General features: G+C 68.4%; 13 protein-coding genes. 5 read left to right on the top strand and 8 right to left on the bottom strand.

The window, feature by feature from the left end:
- Positions 1 to 509 precede the first annotated feature (509 nt).
- Positions 510 to 1,118 (top strand): hypothetical protein, encoded by a 609-nt coding sequence (locus FK529_RS06600; RefSeq protein ID WP_146560198.1) that lies wholly within the window; start codon positions 510 to 512, stop codon positions 1,116 to 1,118.
- A 311-nt stretch (positions 1,119 to 1,429) separates the two neighbouring features.
- Here FK529_RS06600 and FK529_RS06595 read toward each other — a convergent pair whose 3' ends face one another.
- Positions 1,430 to 2,056 (bottom strand): winged helix-turn-helix transcriptional regulator, encoded by a 627-nt coding sequence (locus tag FK529_RS06595; RefSeq protein ID WP_146560197.1) that lies wholly within the window; start codon positions 2,054 to 2,056, stop codon positions 1,430 to 1,432.
- Between the two features lie 68 nt (positions 2,057 to 2,124).
- Between FK529_RS06595 and FK529_RS06590 the strand changes: the two genes are divergently transcribed.
- Positions 2,125 to 3,006: an alpha/beta fold hydrolase gene (locus FK529_RS06590; RefSeq protein ID WP_146560196.1), complete on the top strand. Its 882-nt coding sequence runs from the start codon at positions 2,125 to 2,127 to the stop codon at positions 3,004 to 3,006.
- A 680-nt stretch (positions 3,007 to 3,686) separates the two neighbouring features.
- On the opposite strand, the gene FK529_RS06585 is transcribed toward FK529_RS06590, so the two are convergent.
- The 6 genes from FK529_RS06585 to FK529_RS06560 are packed head-to-tail and all read right to left on the bottom strand — an operon-like array spanning position 3,687 to position 10,241.
- On the bottom strand, positions 3,687 to 5,099 hold the full coding sequence (locus tag FK529_RS06585) for a copper resistance CopC/CopD family protein (protein ID WP_158635066.1): 1,413 nt from the start codon (positions 5,097 to 5,099) through the stop codon (positions 3,687 to 3,689).
- 58 nt (positions 5,100 to 5,157) lie between these two features.
- Positions 5,158 to 5,850 carry a DUF1775 domain-containing protein gene (locus tag FK529_RS06580; protein ID WP_146560194.1) on the bottom strand — a complete coding sequence of 231 codons (693 nt, stop codon included), beginning with the start codon at positions 5,848 to 5,850 and terminating at the stop codon, positions 5,158 to 5,160.
- Positions 5,847 to 6,602 carry an ABC transporter ATP-binding protein gene (locus FK529_RS06575; RefSeq protein WP_146560193.1) on the bottom strand — a complete coding sequence of 252 codons (756 nt, stop codon included), beginning with the start codon at positions 6,600 to 6,602 and terminating at the stop codon, positions 5,847 to 5,849. The genes FK529_RS06580 and FK529_RS06575 overlap by 4 nt, the downstream gene beginning before the upstream one ends.
- Positions 6,596 to 7,639 (bottom strand): ABC transporter permease, encoded by a 1,044-nt coding sequence (locus FK529_RS06570; RefSeq protein ID WP_231702965.1) that lies wholly within the window; start codon positions 7,637 to 7,639, stop codon positions 6,596 to 6,598. Before FK529_RS06570 ends, FK529_RS06575 begins: the two co-directional genes overlap by 7 nt.
- On the bottom strand, positions 7,636 to 8,802 hold the full coding sequence (locus FK529_RS06565) for an ABC transporter substrate-binding protein (protein WP_158635065.1): 1,167 nt from the start codon (positions 8,800 to 8,802) through the stop codon (positions 7,636 to 7,638). Before FK529_RS06565 ends, FK529_RS06570 begins: the two co-directional genes overlap by 4 nt.
- On the bottom strand, positions 8,799 to 10,241 hold the full coding sequence (locus FK529_RS06560; protein WP_231702964.1) for a PLP-dependent cysteine synthase family protein: 1,443 nt from the start codon (positions 10,239 to 10,241) through the stop codon (positions 8,799 to 8,801). Before FK529_RS06560 ends, FK529_RS06565 begins: the two co-directional genes overlap by 4 nt.
- A 134-nt stretch (positions 10,242 to 10,375) precedes the next feature.
- Between FK529_RS06560 and FK529_RS06555 the strand changes: the two genes are divergently transcribed.
- Positions 10,376 to 11,164 (top strand): DUF998 domain-containing protein, encoded by a 789-nt coding sequence (locus FK529_RS06555; protein ID WP_146560190.1) that lies wholly within the window; start codon positions 10,376 to 10,378, stop codon positions 11,162 to 11,164.
- Here the strand turns inward: FK529_RS06555 and FK529_RS06550 are convergent.
- The gene (locus tag FK529_RS06550; protein WP_146560189.1) at positions 11,110 to 12,660 is read right to left on the bottom strand and encodes a 5-oxoprolinase subunit B/C family protein; all 1,551 of its coding nucleotides are present in this window, start codon (positions 12,658 to 12,660) and stop codon (positions 11,110 to 11,112) included. The two genes, FK529_RS06555 and FK529_RS06550, sit on opposite strands and share 55 nt — an antisense overlap.
- Before the next feature lie 119 nt (positions 12,661 to 12,779).
- Here FK529_RS06550 and FK529_RS06545 point away from each other — a divergent pair, with 119 nt between their 5' ends.
- Both FK529_RS06545 and FK529_RS06540 read left to right on the top strand, forming a co-directional pair.
- Positions 12,780 to 13,694: an SMP-30/gluconolactonase/LRE family protein gene (locus FK529_RS06545; protein ID WP_146560188.1), complete on the top strand. Its 915-nt coding sequence runs from the start codon at positions 12,780 to 12,782 to the stop codon at positions 13,692 to 13,694.
- A gap of 26 nt (positions 13,695 to 13,720) precedes the next feature.
- Positions 13,721 to 14,599 carry a 3-hydroxyacyl-CoA dehydrogenase family protein gene (locus tag FK529_RS06540; protein WP_146560187.1) on the top strand — a complete coding sequence of 293 codons (879 nt, stop codon included), beginning with the start codon at positions 13,721 to 13,723 and terminating at the stop codon, positions 14,597 to 14,599.
- Positions 14,600 to 14,602 lie beyond the last annotated feature (3 nt).

The raw sequence follows: 14,602 nt of genomic DNA, 5'->3' as shown, positions 1-14,602 counted from the left end.
ACACCTGGAACCGGCCAAGCGAGTGCACCAAATCTCCGTCAGCGCCAGCGGCGGAATCCCAGCCGGAGTTCTGACTGATCCTCACCGCCTGGCCGGTTTCGCGTGATCTGGCACGAGCCTGTGCGACTGCTGCGTCCACCTGCCTCTGTATCGCCACGGCGACTGGAACCGGCGGTTTCGGATCGTTCGGATCGATGGGGTAATTGTGCGTCGTTTCCCGTGACAGCGCCTGAATTCGGTGCAGCGGTGATTCCCGCCGCGCCGGGGCCGGCCAACGACAGTTCGTGGCTCCCTTCCGACTGGGGAGTTGACGCCCATTCGAGCTACTGGTCGGAAGGAAATCCTGCGCTTGAAGGAATAGCTAAGGTAATCGCTGGGAAGTAGAATCGATTTCGCGGTTCGATTGCCCGCTCAGACAAGGTCTGGTGCGTCGAACTGAGTAGTATTACCTAGGTAAGCCGAGTAGCGACCCAGTTGGATAACCTCTTAGAAGGATGAAGGATGGTCGTATGAATAGGATCTCCCACTGGATAGCCGCGATCTTAGTCATCACAGTTTCTGTGCTGACAACGGGGTGCGAGTCTCGCGAATCTTCGAGTCTTGCGCCACTCGACGACGTCTCTGCGCAATGGGGAATTCTGCGCCAGTCGGAGAATGTCCTCAGATCTGCCGCCGGTATCGCGAACCCAATCCGCGAACCGCGCGATATGTCAATAGTTGCCTACAGCTATCCTGGAATTGAAATGAGTAAGACGCGATGCTCCGATTCCCGAGACGACGTCATTGCGATTGACGCCACATGGATTGTTGAAGCAGCAAATCCTCGCGACACGATGAAGAGGATTGTTGAGTACGGGCAGTCTACGGGAGGGACTGCGGTGTCTTCTGATCAGGAATTCCTCACACAAGTTCGCCCGCAAACACCGGAGCGGTCGAAAACTACCCCGACTGTCGACGGATACTTCCTTCGCTGGGAAAACTCCTACAACTACTCGATCAAATTGGCGCCCGCAAGACCGGCATTGATTTTTACGGTCGTATCACCGTGCTATATCGGGGCAGGTTTTGAAGTTGCGCGAATAATACCGCATACGGTCGACGTTTATGGCGCTCGTTAGTTCCACGCCGTGAGGCCTTGGTGTGGCCATCGCGCGACAATGACAGGCCTTTTGACATGCGCTAGTTAAGTGCTCGTCGGCAAGCTGCCGCTGACGGTCCTGTTCGCTACATGCTCGGGGATCATCTCCAGCTGACAGACCTGGTGAAGCGATGGACTCACGTGGATAACATGGTGGACATGGCTACCCATGCAGTTTTCGACGGGGCACCACTATGCCAAAGGCCAGGCCGAGAGCATTACGCGCCGCCTCGCGCGGTGGTCCTGACGGAATACTGGATAGGCTTTAGCGGGGGTCGGACATCTCCCGATTCACCGTGAAAGGACCTGACGGAGCGCTGTTTCGTCTCCTTCGATTCCGACGGCCTCACGGAGGTCTTCGATGCTAAGCATTCCAGCTGCGATGCCGAGAATGATCGGGGGATCGGTGCGTAGGACTGCAGCGAGAGGACGGCCGTCGTGGCGCGCAACCTCCCAGCCCTCTGTTCCTGCTTCCACCTGGAACATAACCTGATTTAGCTCGATCCCGATTGTCGGGTAGGCGTCTCCGGCAGGCCTCGTTCGGTTCAGCAACGCTGGTAGCGCGACAGCGAGCCAGTCCGGCAGGAACGGATCCCCTTCCGGTCCACGCACCATGAGCGGTGCCGACCATCGAATCAGGCCCTCGATCGGCCCTCGAAGTTCGGCCCCCCACGCCGTTAGTGCGTACACCACAGCGTTGCCCGTGGGTGCAGGGCGACGTTCGATCACCCCTGCCGTCTCCAAGTCCCGCAGACGGTCCGACAGCAGGTTGCTGGCGATCCCGGGCAGACCATCGGCGAGCTCGCGGTATCGAGCCTCGCCCACGAGCAGCTGCCGCACGATCAGCAGATTCCAGCGGTCACCGATCACGTCCAAGGCGCGCGCGAGACCGCAGTAGTGCCCGTAGCTTCGACTCATACCTATCACTTGACTTTCCTAGAATGACTTGAAAATCTCAAGCCTACCTGATGGAGAGGACCATGCCCATGTCAACAGCAGAGCGGCCCCGCTGGGTCGACGACGAACTGTTTCCGTTCACGAGTCGCTTCGTGGACCTTGACGGCCACACGGTGCACTACATCGACGAGGGGAGCGGGCCAACCTTGCTGATGCTCCACGGGAATCCGACCTGGTCGTTCCTCTGGCGGGACGTAATCCGCGACCTGAGTAGCGCGTTCCGCTGCATCGCGGTCGACTACCCCGGCTTCGGCCTGTCCACCGCCGCTCCTGGCTACCACTATCTGCCCGAAGAGCACACGGACGTTATCGGTTCGTTCGTCGACGCACTCGACATTAGCGGGGCCACGCTCGTCGGACAGGACTGGGGCGGACCCATCGGCCTGGCCGTTACCCAGCGCCGGCCAGGCACCTTCGATCGGCTAGTGCTGACCAACACCTGGGCGTGGCCGACGAACGGCGATCTCTACTTCGAGGGATTCTCCCGAATCGGCGGCGCAAGCCCCCTCCGCCTGCTCGCGCGCCATGTCGATCTCGTCGTGAACACCTTCATTCCCATGGGCCATCACCGACGGAAACCATCACCGGCCGAGATGGCGCACTATCGCCAAGCGCAAGCTACTCCGCAGCGCCGGCAAGCTTCTGCGATCCTCCCCAGCCGCATCATCGCCAGCCGGGGCTTCTTCACCGACATCGAATCCCGGCTCGGCGAAGTTGACCACCTTCCAACCCTGATCGTGTGGGGCGGAGCAAGCTGGGTCTTCCGGCATAACGAACTCAAGCGCCTCGAATCGACCTTCCGTGACCGGCAAACCGTCACCATTGACGGCGCTGGCCTGTACGCCCAATCCGACGCTCCCACCGACTTCGCAGCTGCGATCCGCAACTGGCACCTCCAGGACCAGTCGTGACCCGTGCGCGAGTCGTTCCTCGCCGGCCTGACGACCGCCTGTGTCGTAGTCGCCGTTCTCTGCTTCGCAGCCGCCCTCGCCGGACTAGTCGCCCTTCCTGGACGCCAGTTCATGCCGACGGGCGTGCAGTTGGCGAAGGCCTGAGCACAGCGGGCCGACACCGAACTGCATGGCGAACGCGGAACCCCTCTGACTGAAAATACGTCACAGTGACAGAATCGCGGATTGCGGGTCCGGGCACGCATCAAACCAGAGAGGTCGGGGCCTGGCAGCACCTGTATGCATCGCACGTAGATCAAACGACCCTCACAGCCGTGTGGACACGCCGGTGGTGGCTACGTCACCAATCTGAGATCTACACACCAGATGCGTCAAGAAGTTGAGAGCGACCACGCGGATGCGTCAACTCGACCGAGAATGCGTCATGAAGAGCGAGAACGGACAACCGAGAAGAACCTCGGCATCGACCTAGGCCGACCGGACCTCCCACGATTCGCCGATAATCTACATTATGACATATGGAACCGTCATAATTGCACTGGATGCATGATCCCCTGCGGCTCTCCTCGCGCACGAGATCCGCTCAGCTCGCTGTAGCACGGCTACGACCTGGGGCGTCTCCGCCCGCTTCCTCCGTGCGGCCGGGCGGCCGGGGCTCTGAATAGACCAGTCGTACTAGTCTATCCGAGTGGCACGGCGATCCTGGCCACGTAGCTCGTGAACGCGTCGACCTCCAGGATGAGCCGCCCCTCTTCTGTCGTCGACGCCTCGGAGATCGAGGTACGGCCGATGAACGTCGTCTCCGGCACGGCGCCGGGCGGTGCCGAACCGGGCACTCTGATCGGGAAGTCCACACGCGTTCCGTCGGCGAGCACGGCCTGAAGGGAGCGGACCTGCGCCTGCGCGCCCTCCCCCGGCCGGATCACCACCTTCCATCGCTGCGGACCGATTCGCGCGGGTTCGACGTCGACGGTCAGTGAGTACGGACCGGCCTCCGCTTCCACCCGGGCGACGGGGTGGAAGACGGCGGCCGCGATAGGCGTCGACGCCAGCACGCCCGCCACCCCGAACGCCGTCGCCAGAACGGCTGATTCGAGCGCCGTCGGTCGTCCGGCCGCGCGTCGTCGAGCCGCGATCCCACCGAGCGCGATGGCGAAAGCGGCTAGAGCGACCTTGATCAGGACCAGTCGCCCGTAATCGGTCTGGGTGAGCGCGTCCCACCAGTGGACGCGGTCGATGCTCTGCGCGACGCCGGTCAGAATCAAGGTCCCGATCGCGACCGCGGCGAATGCCGTGGTTCTCCGAGGCGGGCCGCCCAGTAGGGTCGCGGCCACCGCTGCGAACCACACCGCGGCAGCGAAGGCGTGCGCCCACCCGATCGCCAGCGACGGTACGCCGCCAGGCCAGGCGTGTCCGCCGGCGACGACCCCGAGTGCGGCGATGGCAACGGCCGCCCACCGGAGCGCGGACGTGCGCGCACCCGTCGACGCCGGCAGGACCGCCGAGATGAGCGCTGCCACCACAGTGAGACCGGCACCCGCGCCGACCCCGGTAGCGAAGACCAGTTCGCCGCGTGTCGCAACGTCGGCACCGAAGCGGATCGCCGCGGAGGTCACCAGCGCGGCGGAAGACAGCAGGATCCCGGTGCGCCCGACTGCCCTGATCGCCGCGATCGCGACGCCGACGAGCCCCACGTAACCGAGAATTCGAGCGAGTACCTCCCAGGGCCGGACCGGCTCGACCACGTCCTCCGGCGGCGCTGCGTCCAGGCTGCTCGCGGAGACGCCGACGCCGACGCCGAACTGTATCGACCCCGAGATCGAGTGGGAATCGCTCGAAATGATCCGCCAGGTCACCAGGTAGACGCCGGTCCCGCCGTCCCGGATCGGGATGGTCAATCGAGAACCGTTCACCGACGGGGCCTCGGCCAGGTCGCGGTCGGCCACGCGCACCGCGACGGCCGACCCGTTCGGCAGGCTGATGTCCTCGCTGAAGGTGACCTCCACCTGCGCCGGGGCGCGATCGAGCACGCTGCCGTGCGCCGGGTTCGACGATACGAGGTAGGCGTGCGCGAAGGCGCTCGGAGCGTTCACGACCACGAGCACGAATGCGGTCCCCAGTACGGCGACCAGGCGGGCCAGGCGATGCAGGTCAGTTCCTCCTGCGTCGGATGGCTACGGCCACGCCGATCGCGGCGACCAGGATCGCGACGGCACCCACTACCCACCAGAGTGTTCCGCTGCTCGCCTCGTCCGTCTGCGCCGCAGTCGGTGACGCGGCCGGTGTCGCAGTTGGTGACGCCGCCGGCGACCCAGCAGACGCCGTCGCCGTCACCGTCGTCGTGGGGTTTGCCGCCGGTGTGGGCTGGCCCGCGTCGGCCGGTCCGCCGACGGTGAGGGTCGGTGCGGGGTGTTCCAGTTCCAGTCCGGGGGCACCGCGCTCGGTCCAGGACGCGACGGTGCCGTCGGAGTACGTCTGAACGGCCGGGAAGTGGAACGTTCCCGCCGGGAGGCGGTCGACCGCGACGGTGAACACGGCGGCCTGGTGTGCCGGAGCGCCGCCCGCAGTGGCGATCCAGGTGACCGTGACGTCGGATCGTTCGACGCGCCACCCCGCCGGAGCGGTGGCCGTCGCTCCGCCCGCCAATTCGGCGGGTAGTTGGATGCGCACGGTGACCGTTGAGGCGGTGCCGGATTCAGTCGGAACCCGTACCTCGATCGTGGCGGGTCGCCCCGCTACGGCTCCGGGGGCCGAGACCGTGATGTGCGCGCCGGCGTAGGGGGCGAGAGCCAGCGGGAAGAGCGCCAGGAGCATGACGGCGAGAAGGCGAGTGCGGGGGTTCATGAGGCTTCCGTTGTTGTGAGGGAGAGTGCATCGATCACACGGCGGCGCAGGGCAAGGAAGTCCGGATGATCGAAGACACGGGGACGAGGGAGCGGATTGTCGAACTCCGCGATCACGCGAGCCGGGCGAGGTCCGAAGACCACGATCCGCTGCGCCAGGCGCAACGCCTCATCCACGTCGTGGGTCACCAGGATCGTGGTGAATCCGTTGTGCTGCCAAACGGATTCGAGCTCGGATTGCAGGAGGGAGCGGGTCAGCGCGTCGAGCTTCCCGAGCGGCTCGTCGAGAAGGAGCAGGCTCGGCGCGCCGACCAGTGCCCGTGCCAGCGCGGCCCGCTGCGCCATCCCGCCCGACAGGCGGGCAGGAAGGGCGTCGGCGAAGTCTGCGAGCCCGACGCGATCCAGCGCCGCGGACACACCCTCGGGGTCGGCGCTATGCCGAGCGTCAGGGCCGAGTTCCACGTTCTGGCGGACCGTGCGCCACGGCAGCAGCGTCGGGTCCTGGAACATGAGCGCGCGCGACGGGTGCGGCCCCCGAACGGGCTCTCCGTCCACGAACACCGACCCGACCAACGGCAGCTCCAGTCCGGCGATCAGCCGAAGCAGCGTCGATTTCCCGGAACCCGACGGTCCGAGGAGTGCGACGAACTCACCGGGCCGCGCCGAGAGTGAGACGTCGTCGAGAACCGTGAGATCGGTCCTGCCCGTACGGTAGCCGTGGGTCACGGAGAGGATGTCGAGTGCCGCTACCATCGTGTCAAGTCCTTCTGCCAGCGCAAGACGCGATCGCGGGTCCTCAGCAGCGCTATCAGCAGACCGCCGCAGAACAACACCATGATCAGGATCGCCGCATACATGGCCGGATACGCGCTCCAGCCCTTCTTCCAGTTGATGTACCAGCCGAGCCCGGCGTTCACCCCGAAGTTCTCCGCCACGGTCAGCGTCGCGAACGACATACCCAGTCCCATGAAGGCACCGGTGAAGATGCTCGGCAGCGCCGACGGCAGGCTGATCCGGGTCACCAGGAAACGGGTGTCGGCGCCGAGGGTCTGCGCCACGTCATAGAAGGCTCGGGGCGTGGATACGACTCCCGCACGGGTCAGTAGCGTCACCGGGAACCACACGGTAAGGGCGATGAGGAACACCGCGCCGAGGAAACTGGTGGGCGCCGCGACGAACACGATCGGGATCCACGCGATCGCGGGCACCGGACCGAGGTACAGCAGTGCCGGATGCACCCAGTAGTCGGCGCGTTCGCTCCAACCGATGAGAACGCCGGTGGCGATGCCCACGATCAGACCGATCAGGAAGCCCGTGGCCAGGAGCACCAGGGAGCTGCCCAGGCTCCGCGCCAGAATGCCGCGGTCGTTGAACGCCTCGTACAGGAGTTGTTGCGGTGCGGCGAAGTACGGCGGCGCCAGCCAGCCCGACTTGGCCGTCGAGAGTTCCCAAACCACGATCCAGACCGCGCCGGCGATCGCCCACGGCAGCCTGCGACTGAGGGCGGAGCGGGTACGCTCGCTCTGCAGCGAAACGGCCGCGGCTACGGCGATCACGGCCGCTACCACCGCGAGGACGATGCCGAACGCGGTGGTCGCGTCCACCCGGAAGCGGGTCGTGTCCGGCACCGCCAAGACCAGCACTGCCGCCACGATCCAGGCGCCGGCGGAGGCCGTGCCCCACAGCGGAACGCGGGGCGGTGCCGCAGCGCGACGGTCGAGCGCGGCGCGTACCTCGTCGTCCGCGGCGGAAGCCGGGGCCGGCGCCGTGGCGGTCAGCTGGTCGGTCACCAGCCGAGCCCCAGATCGGCGTACACCTTGTCGGCCAACTCCTCGGGGCTGGTGCGTCGGTCGAGGAAGCCGGTCCCGGCGAACTTCTGGATGCCCGGAACCAGAGCGGCGCGTAAAGATTTCGCACTCGGGTTGTAGCCGTACGTCTTGAGGATCGGGACGATCTGCTCGACCGTACCGGCGACGTACTTCTTGTCGACCTCGATCTGCGCGGCCTCCTCGATGTTGCTGCCCACCCACCGGCTGCCCTCCGCCCACGCGGTGACCAGCTTGCGGCCCTCCTCCGGGTAGTCGCGGACGAAGTCGCCGTTGAGGGCCGTCGCGCAGCAGTACTGCTGTGCGTTGACCCCCTGGCGGTTGTTCGTCAGCTCCACCGCTCGGCCTTCGAGCGTGGCCAGCAACGCCACCGGGTCGGAGGCGGCAATGGCATCGACCTTTCCTTCCAGAAGAGCCTTCGGGAGCAGATCGTTCTCGATGACGACCCATTCGACCTGCCTGGCCTCGGGCGAGGGGACGATGCCGGCGTCGAGCAGGTCGAGAGAGAAGAAGTTCAGGGCCGAGGACTGCAGGCCGGAGACGCCGATCCGCTTGCCGCGCAACTGCTGTACTGACGTGATCGGCCCGTTCCTCGGCACCACCAGACGCAGGCAGCCCTCGTGCAGGCCCGCGACCAACTTGACGTTGACCCCCTGCTCGATCGGCTTGAGCCAGGAGAAGAAGATCCCCGGCGCGGCCACGTATTTGCCCGAGCCCACGGCGGGGTGGGTGTCCTCGCCGGTGGCGGTTTTGACGATCTCCACGTCGAGCCCCGCATCGCGGAAGAAGCCCTTCTCGTAGGCGGCGAACAGCGCAGCCTCGCAGACGTCACCGCCGTACGCGATGCGGAGCTTGCCCGCGGACGAGGTGGTCGTCGGGCCACGGTCGCGTGCAGCGAACAGGCCCACCCCTCCCGCCACGACGGCGGCAGCGGCGAGGCCGCCGCCGATCAGCAGGCTCCGTCGCGACGGGCCGCGCTGCTGCGGTTCGGGGCCGATGGTCCCCGTGCCACCGACGACGGCGCCACTGGGCAGAACACTGCCGGCCTCCGGCGTGCCGGCCGGAGGATCGTGCCGTGGTGCGTTCGTGGCCTCGGGTGTGTTCTCGGGTGTGTGGTCGTCGCTCATCGTCGGCGGTCCTCTCGGTGTTCCAGCTGTGGGTGCGAATCGGCGTGGTGGGTGAAGTCGCGCCATTTCACGACGGTGTCGACGAAGCCGCGATCGGAGAGCGCGACGAGGTCCTCCGGCTCGGGCCCGATGGACGCCAACCGCGAACGCGCGACGTCCAACGACTCGCGTCGCCCCGCGACGAGGGCTCGCCGAACGTGCCGTTCGATCGGATCGTTCGGATCGGCGTCGTTGAGTGCCGACCGGCGCACCGAACCCGCCACCTCGGCGGCAACGGTGCGCGGGCCCGTCCGCAGCGTCACGAGCGCGGAGTCGTATCCGTCGGGCCATCGATGGATCGCTTCGCCGACGGTGAGCGATACGGACAGAGTGGGAATCCGTGGGAGCGGAACGCCTGTGGGCTTCGCCGTGAGGTCGTCGAAGCCCCACCGCGCAAGCCAATCCGGCGAGAAGTACTTGCTGAGGTAGGCACGTCCCGAGTCGGGGAGCACCGCGACGATCACCGCTCCGGGGGCGGCGGTCTCGGCGACGCGTGCGGCCGCCGCGAGGGCGGTCCCCGACGATCCCCCCACCAGCAGCCCCTCGTGGCGGGCCACGTGGTGCAGGGTCGCCAGAGCGGTGGCGTCGGGAATCACCTCGATGGCGTCGATGACGCCGGCGTCGTACGAATCCGGCCAGTCGTCGACGGGGCTGCGCGGGTGCCGGAAGTGGCCCACCGCCTCGATGTACCAGGCGTGTTCGCCCTCGGCGTGCGGCTCGGCCGAGCGAGGGAGCGAGTAGTTCGAGCCCTCGGGTTCGGCGCCGATCACGGTGACGGCGCCCTGAGCCTTGAGGAATCGCCCGGTGCCCGTGATGGTGCCGCCCGTACCGATGCCGGCCACGAGATGCGTGACGGTGCCCGCTGTTTGGCGCCAGATCTCCGGACCGGTGGTGGCCTCGTGCGCCGCCGGATTGGCCGGATTGTCGTACTGGCCGGTGAGCCAGCCACCGTCGATCGAGTCGGCGATGCGCCGTGCCTGATTACGGACGTAGTCGGGATGGTCGGCCGGCACGCCGCTGGGTGCGATCACGACCTCGGCGCCGTGTGCGCGGAGGATCGCGAGCTTCTCCTCCGACGTCTTGTCGGGGGCGACCACGACCGTGCGGTACCCGCGTGCCGCACCGAACTGGGCTAGGGCTATTCCCGTGTTGCCGGACGTCCCCTCGACGATAGTGCCGCCCGGACGGAGTAGGCCCCGCCTCTCAGCATCGAGAATCATCGCCGCAGCGGCGCGGTCCTTGCTGCTGCCGCCGGGGTTGAGGTACTCCAGTTTCGCCCAGATCTGCACGTCGTCGCGCGCCGACACGGCCCGCAGGCGTACGAGTGGAGTGTCCCCGACGGCATCCGCGAGGGAGTCGAAGACTCGCTCCGCCCGGCGGTCGGTGGGGGTGGTGGTCACCGACACATCGTGATCGCAGACCGTGAGCGAAGGAATTGATCGGCTCATCGCGATTGCATCGGCCGCACAGGAATACCGTCCGAGCGAGATGGGCACCACAGCGCTCGGCGCGTCCCATCCGCTACAAATGGTGAATGCGGCTAAAGATCGAAGCTCTCCCCCAGACCCGGCCCGTCGCCGCTCTGGGCAGGCGCCGCGCCGCCCTCGCCGGCGCGCTCCTCTCCGGCACTGCGCTGTACTTCGTCGTGGGTCTGATCGTCGCGACGCGCTGGCCGCGACCGTACAGCTGGACCGGGAACATGATCAGCGACCTGGGCGTGCCGGAATGCCTCGGCGACCTCCATCGCGACGGGGGCCTCGCCGTCGCGGACCGGTTCGTCTGCTCCCCCTGGCATCCGGCGATGAACTGGGCGTTCGTGGCTGTCGGTGTGCTCGGCATCGCGGCGGCGTTCGCGGTGCGCCCGCTCCTGCCGCGGCGCTGGGGCACCGTCGCCCTCGTGCTCGCCACGATCAACGGCGTCGCGCTGGCGTGCGTGGGACTCTTTCCCGGAAGCGCCGGCGAGTTCCCCGACGGACCCCGGGCCCGCGTCATCATCCACCCCATCGCGGCATACGTCGAGCACGTGACCGGAATGGCCCTGATGGCCCTGGCCTTCCTACTGCTGATCCGCTCGCGCCCGCGGCTCGCAGTCTTCACCGCCGCCTGCTTCGCGGTCTCCGGCATCGCCGCGCTGGTCATCCCGTGGGCGAACCCGCTCGGCGCGGGTGGCACGGAGCGGGCCGCGATCGACCCGTTCCTCTGGTGGCGCTGCGTCCTCGGAGTCGTCCTGGTGGCGGTCGCAGCCTCCACACGATCCCCCGGCCTCCCTCACGGGCAGTTCGTACGGGCCGCGAACCGCACGGACGACCCGAGCGGCAGCTGAGCCAGCCGGTCCAGATGATGCTCCGCGACCACGGCGAGCACGGGGTAGCCGCCGGTCGTCGGGTGGTCGACGCCGAAGACGACCGGTTCGCCGGACGGCGGCACCTGGATCGCGCCGGGCACCAGCGCCTGGCTCTGCACCTCGCCCTCGGGCCGCCCGAGGGGAACGCCCGTGAGCCGCACGCCGACGCGATCACTGTTCGGCGTGACCTCCCACGGCGCGTCGAGCAGGTGCTCCCAGACCCCGTCCGGGAAGAGCTGTGCGTCCGGCCCCGGCGTCACGTCGAGCACCGTCGGGCGAGCTCCGTCGGGCGCGACGGGCACGGCCTCGGTCTCCCCGACGGCGGTCCGCGGCGCGCGTCCGACGGGCAGCACGTCGCCGGCGGCGATCGGGGCGGGGCCGAGGTGGGCGAGGGTGTCCGTGCTGCGGCTGCCGAGCACGGGCGGGACGTCGACGCCGCCGCGCACGGCGATCACGACGCGTAGACCCGCGGTCACAGGGCCGACCTCGAGGAGGTCACCGTCGTCGAGCGCGAACGGACGCCCTGGTTCGACGGTGCGCCGGCGCCCGTCCGGCGCCTCGACGACGAGCGGTGCGTAGGCGCCGGTCACGGCGACCACCTGCTCCCCCGCAGCGACGAGTTCCAGACCGCCTCCGAGGTTCTCGATCCCCGCCGCCCCCGCCGGATTGCCCACCAGCCGGTTGGCCTGCCGCAGGGCGCCGCGATCGGCGGCGCCCGACCGGGTGACCCCGATGGCAGCGTATCCAGGACGGCCGAGGTCCTCGACGAGGCTCTGCAACCCCGTCTCGCGCACGGCGAGGCCTCGTTCCGGGGGCGAGACGGCGGGGCTCTGCTCGGGCACGACGGGGACCACGAGGCGCTCGCGGACGGCGAGGAATCGCACGCGCGCGCCCGGCACGAGAACGGCGGGCGGATCCCGGTCGAGCGACCACAGCTCGGCGTCGGTGCGGCCGATCAGCTGCCACCCGCCTGGCGAAGTGCGCGGGTAGACCGCGCTGTACTCCCCCGCCAACCCGACGGCGCCGGCGGGGACGCGCACGCGGGGCGAGGTCCGGCGCGCGATCTCGGGACCCGCCTCCGTCGACCGGAGGTATGCGAAGCCGGGTGCGAACCCGAGGAATCCGACGGACCAGGCACGCTCGGTATGCATCCGCACGACACCGGACTCGTCCGTTCCGAGCTGCCGGGCGACCTCGCTCAGGTCCTCCCCGGCGTAGACGACGCCGATCTCGACCAGCGGACCGTGCGCGGCGACCGGTTCCGGGACCGCCATCGCACTGAGCGTGCGCTCGCCGTCCGCGGCCGACCGGGGCGTGTCGAACAGGACGGTGACCGTCTCGCCCCCGGCGACGAGCTCCCGCTGTCCCCGCACCGGCTCTGCTGCGAGCTGTGCCCGGAGCGCCTCGACGGCGCCGGGATCCACGCGGACCCGCACGGCGCGGGCGCCGTGGCGCCGCACATCGTTCGGGGTCATCGACACCGCTCGATCACTACCGCCTCCGCGCCGGGAGAGGATGCTCAACGCGCAGACAGTCTCGAAGATCACACTGCGCCGCCGAGTCGGCGGAGCTCCACCGCCGTAGAATAAGTTACATGTTCGAAGCAATTGTGGCTCTCGGAATCCAGAGCGGAACCATCCTCCACGTGGCCCTCCCCGACGGCGCGGTGCGCACGATCCACACCGACGCGGCCGGGTCCTCCCCCGACGGCGTCGTCGTGGAGAACGGGCGGATCTACTGGACCACGATGGGCCTGCCGTCCTGGGACCCGGATCGCGAGGGCGAGGCGGCCCTCGACTACTCCGCACGCACCGGCGGCCTCCACTCGATCCTGCTCGACGGCACGGACCGGCGCGACCTCGTCGCCCCGGGTGCAATGACCACGGGCAAGCAGCTCGCGTCGGACGGGGCCGGGAGGCTCTACTGGGGCGACCGGGAGGGCTGCCGCGTCAGCTCCGTCGGGACCGACGGTTCCGGCCTGCGCGACCTCGTCGTCAACGCCCCCGCACCCGACCGCCTGGCCGAGTGCGTCGGTGTCGCGGTCGATCCCGCGCGCGGCCACCTCTACTGGACGCAGAAGGGGCCCGCGAAAGGCGGCCGGGGCCGGATCCTCCGCGCCGGACTCGAGCTCCCCGCGGGCGCGACCCCCGAGGACCGCCCCGACATCGAGACCCTGTGGGACGGACTGCCCGAACCGATCGACCTCGAGATCGTGGGCGACACCCTGTACTGGACGGACCGCGGCGCCGCCCCCGACGGCAACTCGCTCAACCGGGCTTCGCTGCCGGCGGCGGGCGCCACGGGCGGCGCGCCCGAGATCCTCGCGCGCGGCTTCGCCGAGGCCATCGGTCTGGCGGTCGACGCGGCCGCGGGTCTCGCCTACGTCTCCGACCTGGGCGGTCGCATCTGGCGTGTACCGCTCGACGGCGGCGAGCCCGAGATCCTCGTCGACCTCGGAGCGCCCGTATCCGGCATCGTCGGCCTCCGGACCGGCGCCGAACCGCACTGAAAATCGCACTGAGAAACGGAGTCGACATGACCACTACCTTCACCTTCGACGACATCCGCCGCCGCCCCGTCGCCGTGATCGGGGCCGGGACGCTCGGCCGCCGGATCGCGCTCATGTTCGCGAGCCGCGGCGGCGAGGTCCGGATCCACGACTCGAACGCCGACCAGGCGCGCGCCGCGGTGGACTTCGTGACCAGTTCCCTTCCCGGCCTCCTCGACCAGCGCGGATCCGGTGAGGCCGGGACCGCGACCGCGCACGACGACCTGTCCGCAGCGCTCGACGGTGCGTGGCTCGTCGTCGAGGCCGTCCCCGAGCGCCTCGACATCAAGATCCCGCTGTGGGGCGAGATCGACAGTGCGGCGCCGTCGGACGCGATCCTCACGACGAACTCGTCGTCCTACGCCTCGCGCCTCATGAGCGAGCGGATCAGCGACCGCACCCGCTTCTGCAACCTGCACTTCTACATGCCGCCGATCTCGAACGCCGCCGACGTGATGTCGGACGGCGAGACCTCCCGCGCCGTGCTGGACACCCTGCTGGAGGTGTTGCCCGAATTCGACGTGCACCCGTTCGAGGCGCGCCGTGAGAGCACGGGCTTCATCTTCAACCGGGTGTGGGCGGCGATCAAGCGCGAGTCGCTGGCCGTCGTCGCCGAGGGCGTCGCGCGGCCCGAAGACGTCGACGGCATGTTCCGGATCAACTGGCACCTGCCCGCCGGGCCCTTCCAGATGATGGACAACGTGGGCCTGGACGTGGTGCTGGACATCGAGGACCACTACGCGGCCGAGAACCCGCACCTGCCCGAGGGGCCGCGCCGCCTGCTGCACGAGTACGTCGACGCCGGCAAGCTCGGCGTGAAGACCGGCGAGGGCTTCTACCGGTACCCGCCGACCACCGCGTCGTGAGCG

This window comes from Tsukamurella asaccharolytica (assembly GCF_007858435.1).
Classification (GTDB): Bacteria; Actinomycetota; Actinomycetes; order Mycobacteriales; family Mycobacteriaceae; genus Tsukamurella; species Tsukamurella asaccharolytica.
The sequence above is the reverse complement of the archived record's forward strand: the minus strand, read 5'-3'. Positions and strand labels throughout refer to the sequence as shown.

Coding starts and splice junctions, on each gene's coding strand:
- FK529_RS06600 (WP_146560198.1), top strand. CDS start 510: ATGAATAGGATCTCCCACTGGATAGCCGCGATCTTAGTCATCACAGTT.
- FK529_RS06595 (WP_146560197.1), bottom strand. CDS start 2,056: ATGAGTCGAAGCTACGGGCACTACTGCGGTCTCGCGCGCGCCTTGGAC.
- FK529_RS06590 (WP_146560196.1), top strand. CDS start 2,125: ATGTCAACAGCAGAGCGGCCCCGCTGGGTCGACGACGAACTGTTTCCG.
- FK529_RS06580 (WP_146560194.1), bottom strand. CDS start 5,850: ATGAACCCCCGCACTCGCCTTCTCGCCGTCATGCTCCTGGCGCTCTTC.
- FK529_RS06575 (WP_146560193.1), bottom strand. CDS start 6,602: ATGGTAGCGGCACTCGACATCCTCTCCGTGACCCACGGCTACCGTACG.
- FK529_RS06565 (WP_158635065.1), bottom strand. CDS start 8,802: ATGAGCGACGACCACACACCCGAGAACACACCCGAGGCCACGAACGCA.
- FK529_RS06555 (WP_146560190.1), top strand. CDS start 10,376: ATGCGGCTAAAGATCGAAGCTCTCCCCCAGACCCGGCCCGTCGCCGCT.
- FK529_RS06550 (WP_146560189.1), bottom strand. CDS start 12,660: ATGACCCCGAACGATGTGCGGCGCCACGGCGCCCGCGCCGTGCGGGTC.
- FK529_RS06545 (WP_146560188.1), top strand. CDS start 12,780: ATGTTCGAAGCAATTGTGGCTCTCGGAATCCAGAGCGGAACCATCCTC.
- FK529_RS06540 (WP_146560187.1), top strand. CDS start 13,721: ATGACCACTACCTTCACCTTCGACGACATCCGCCGCCGCCCCGTCGCC.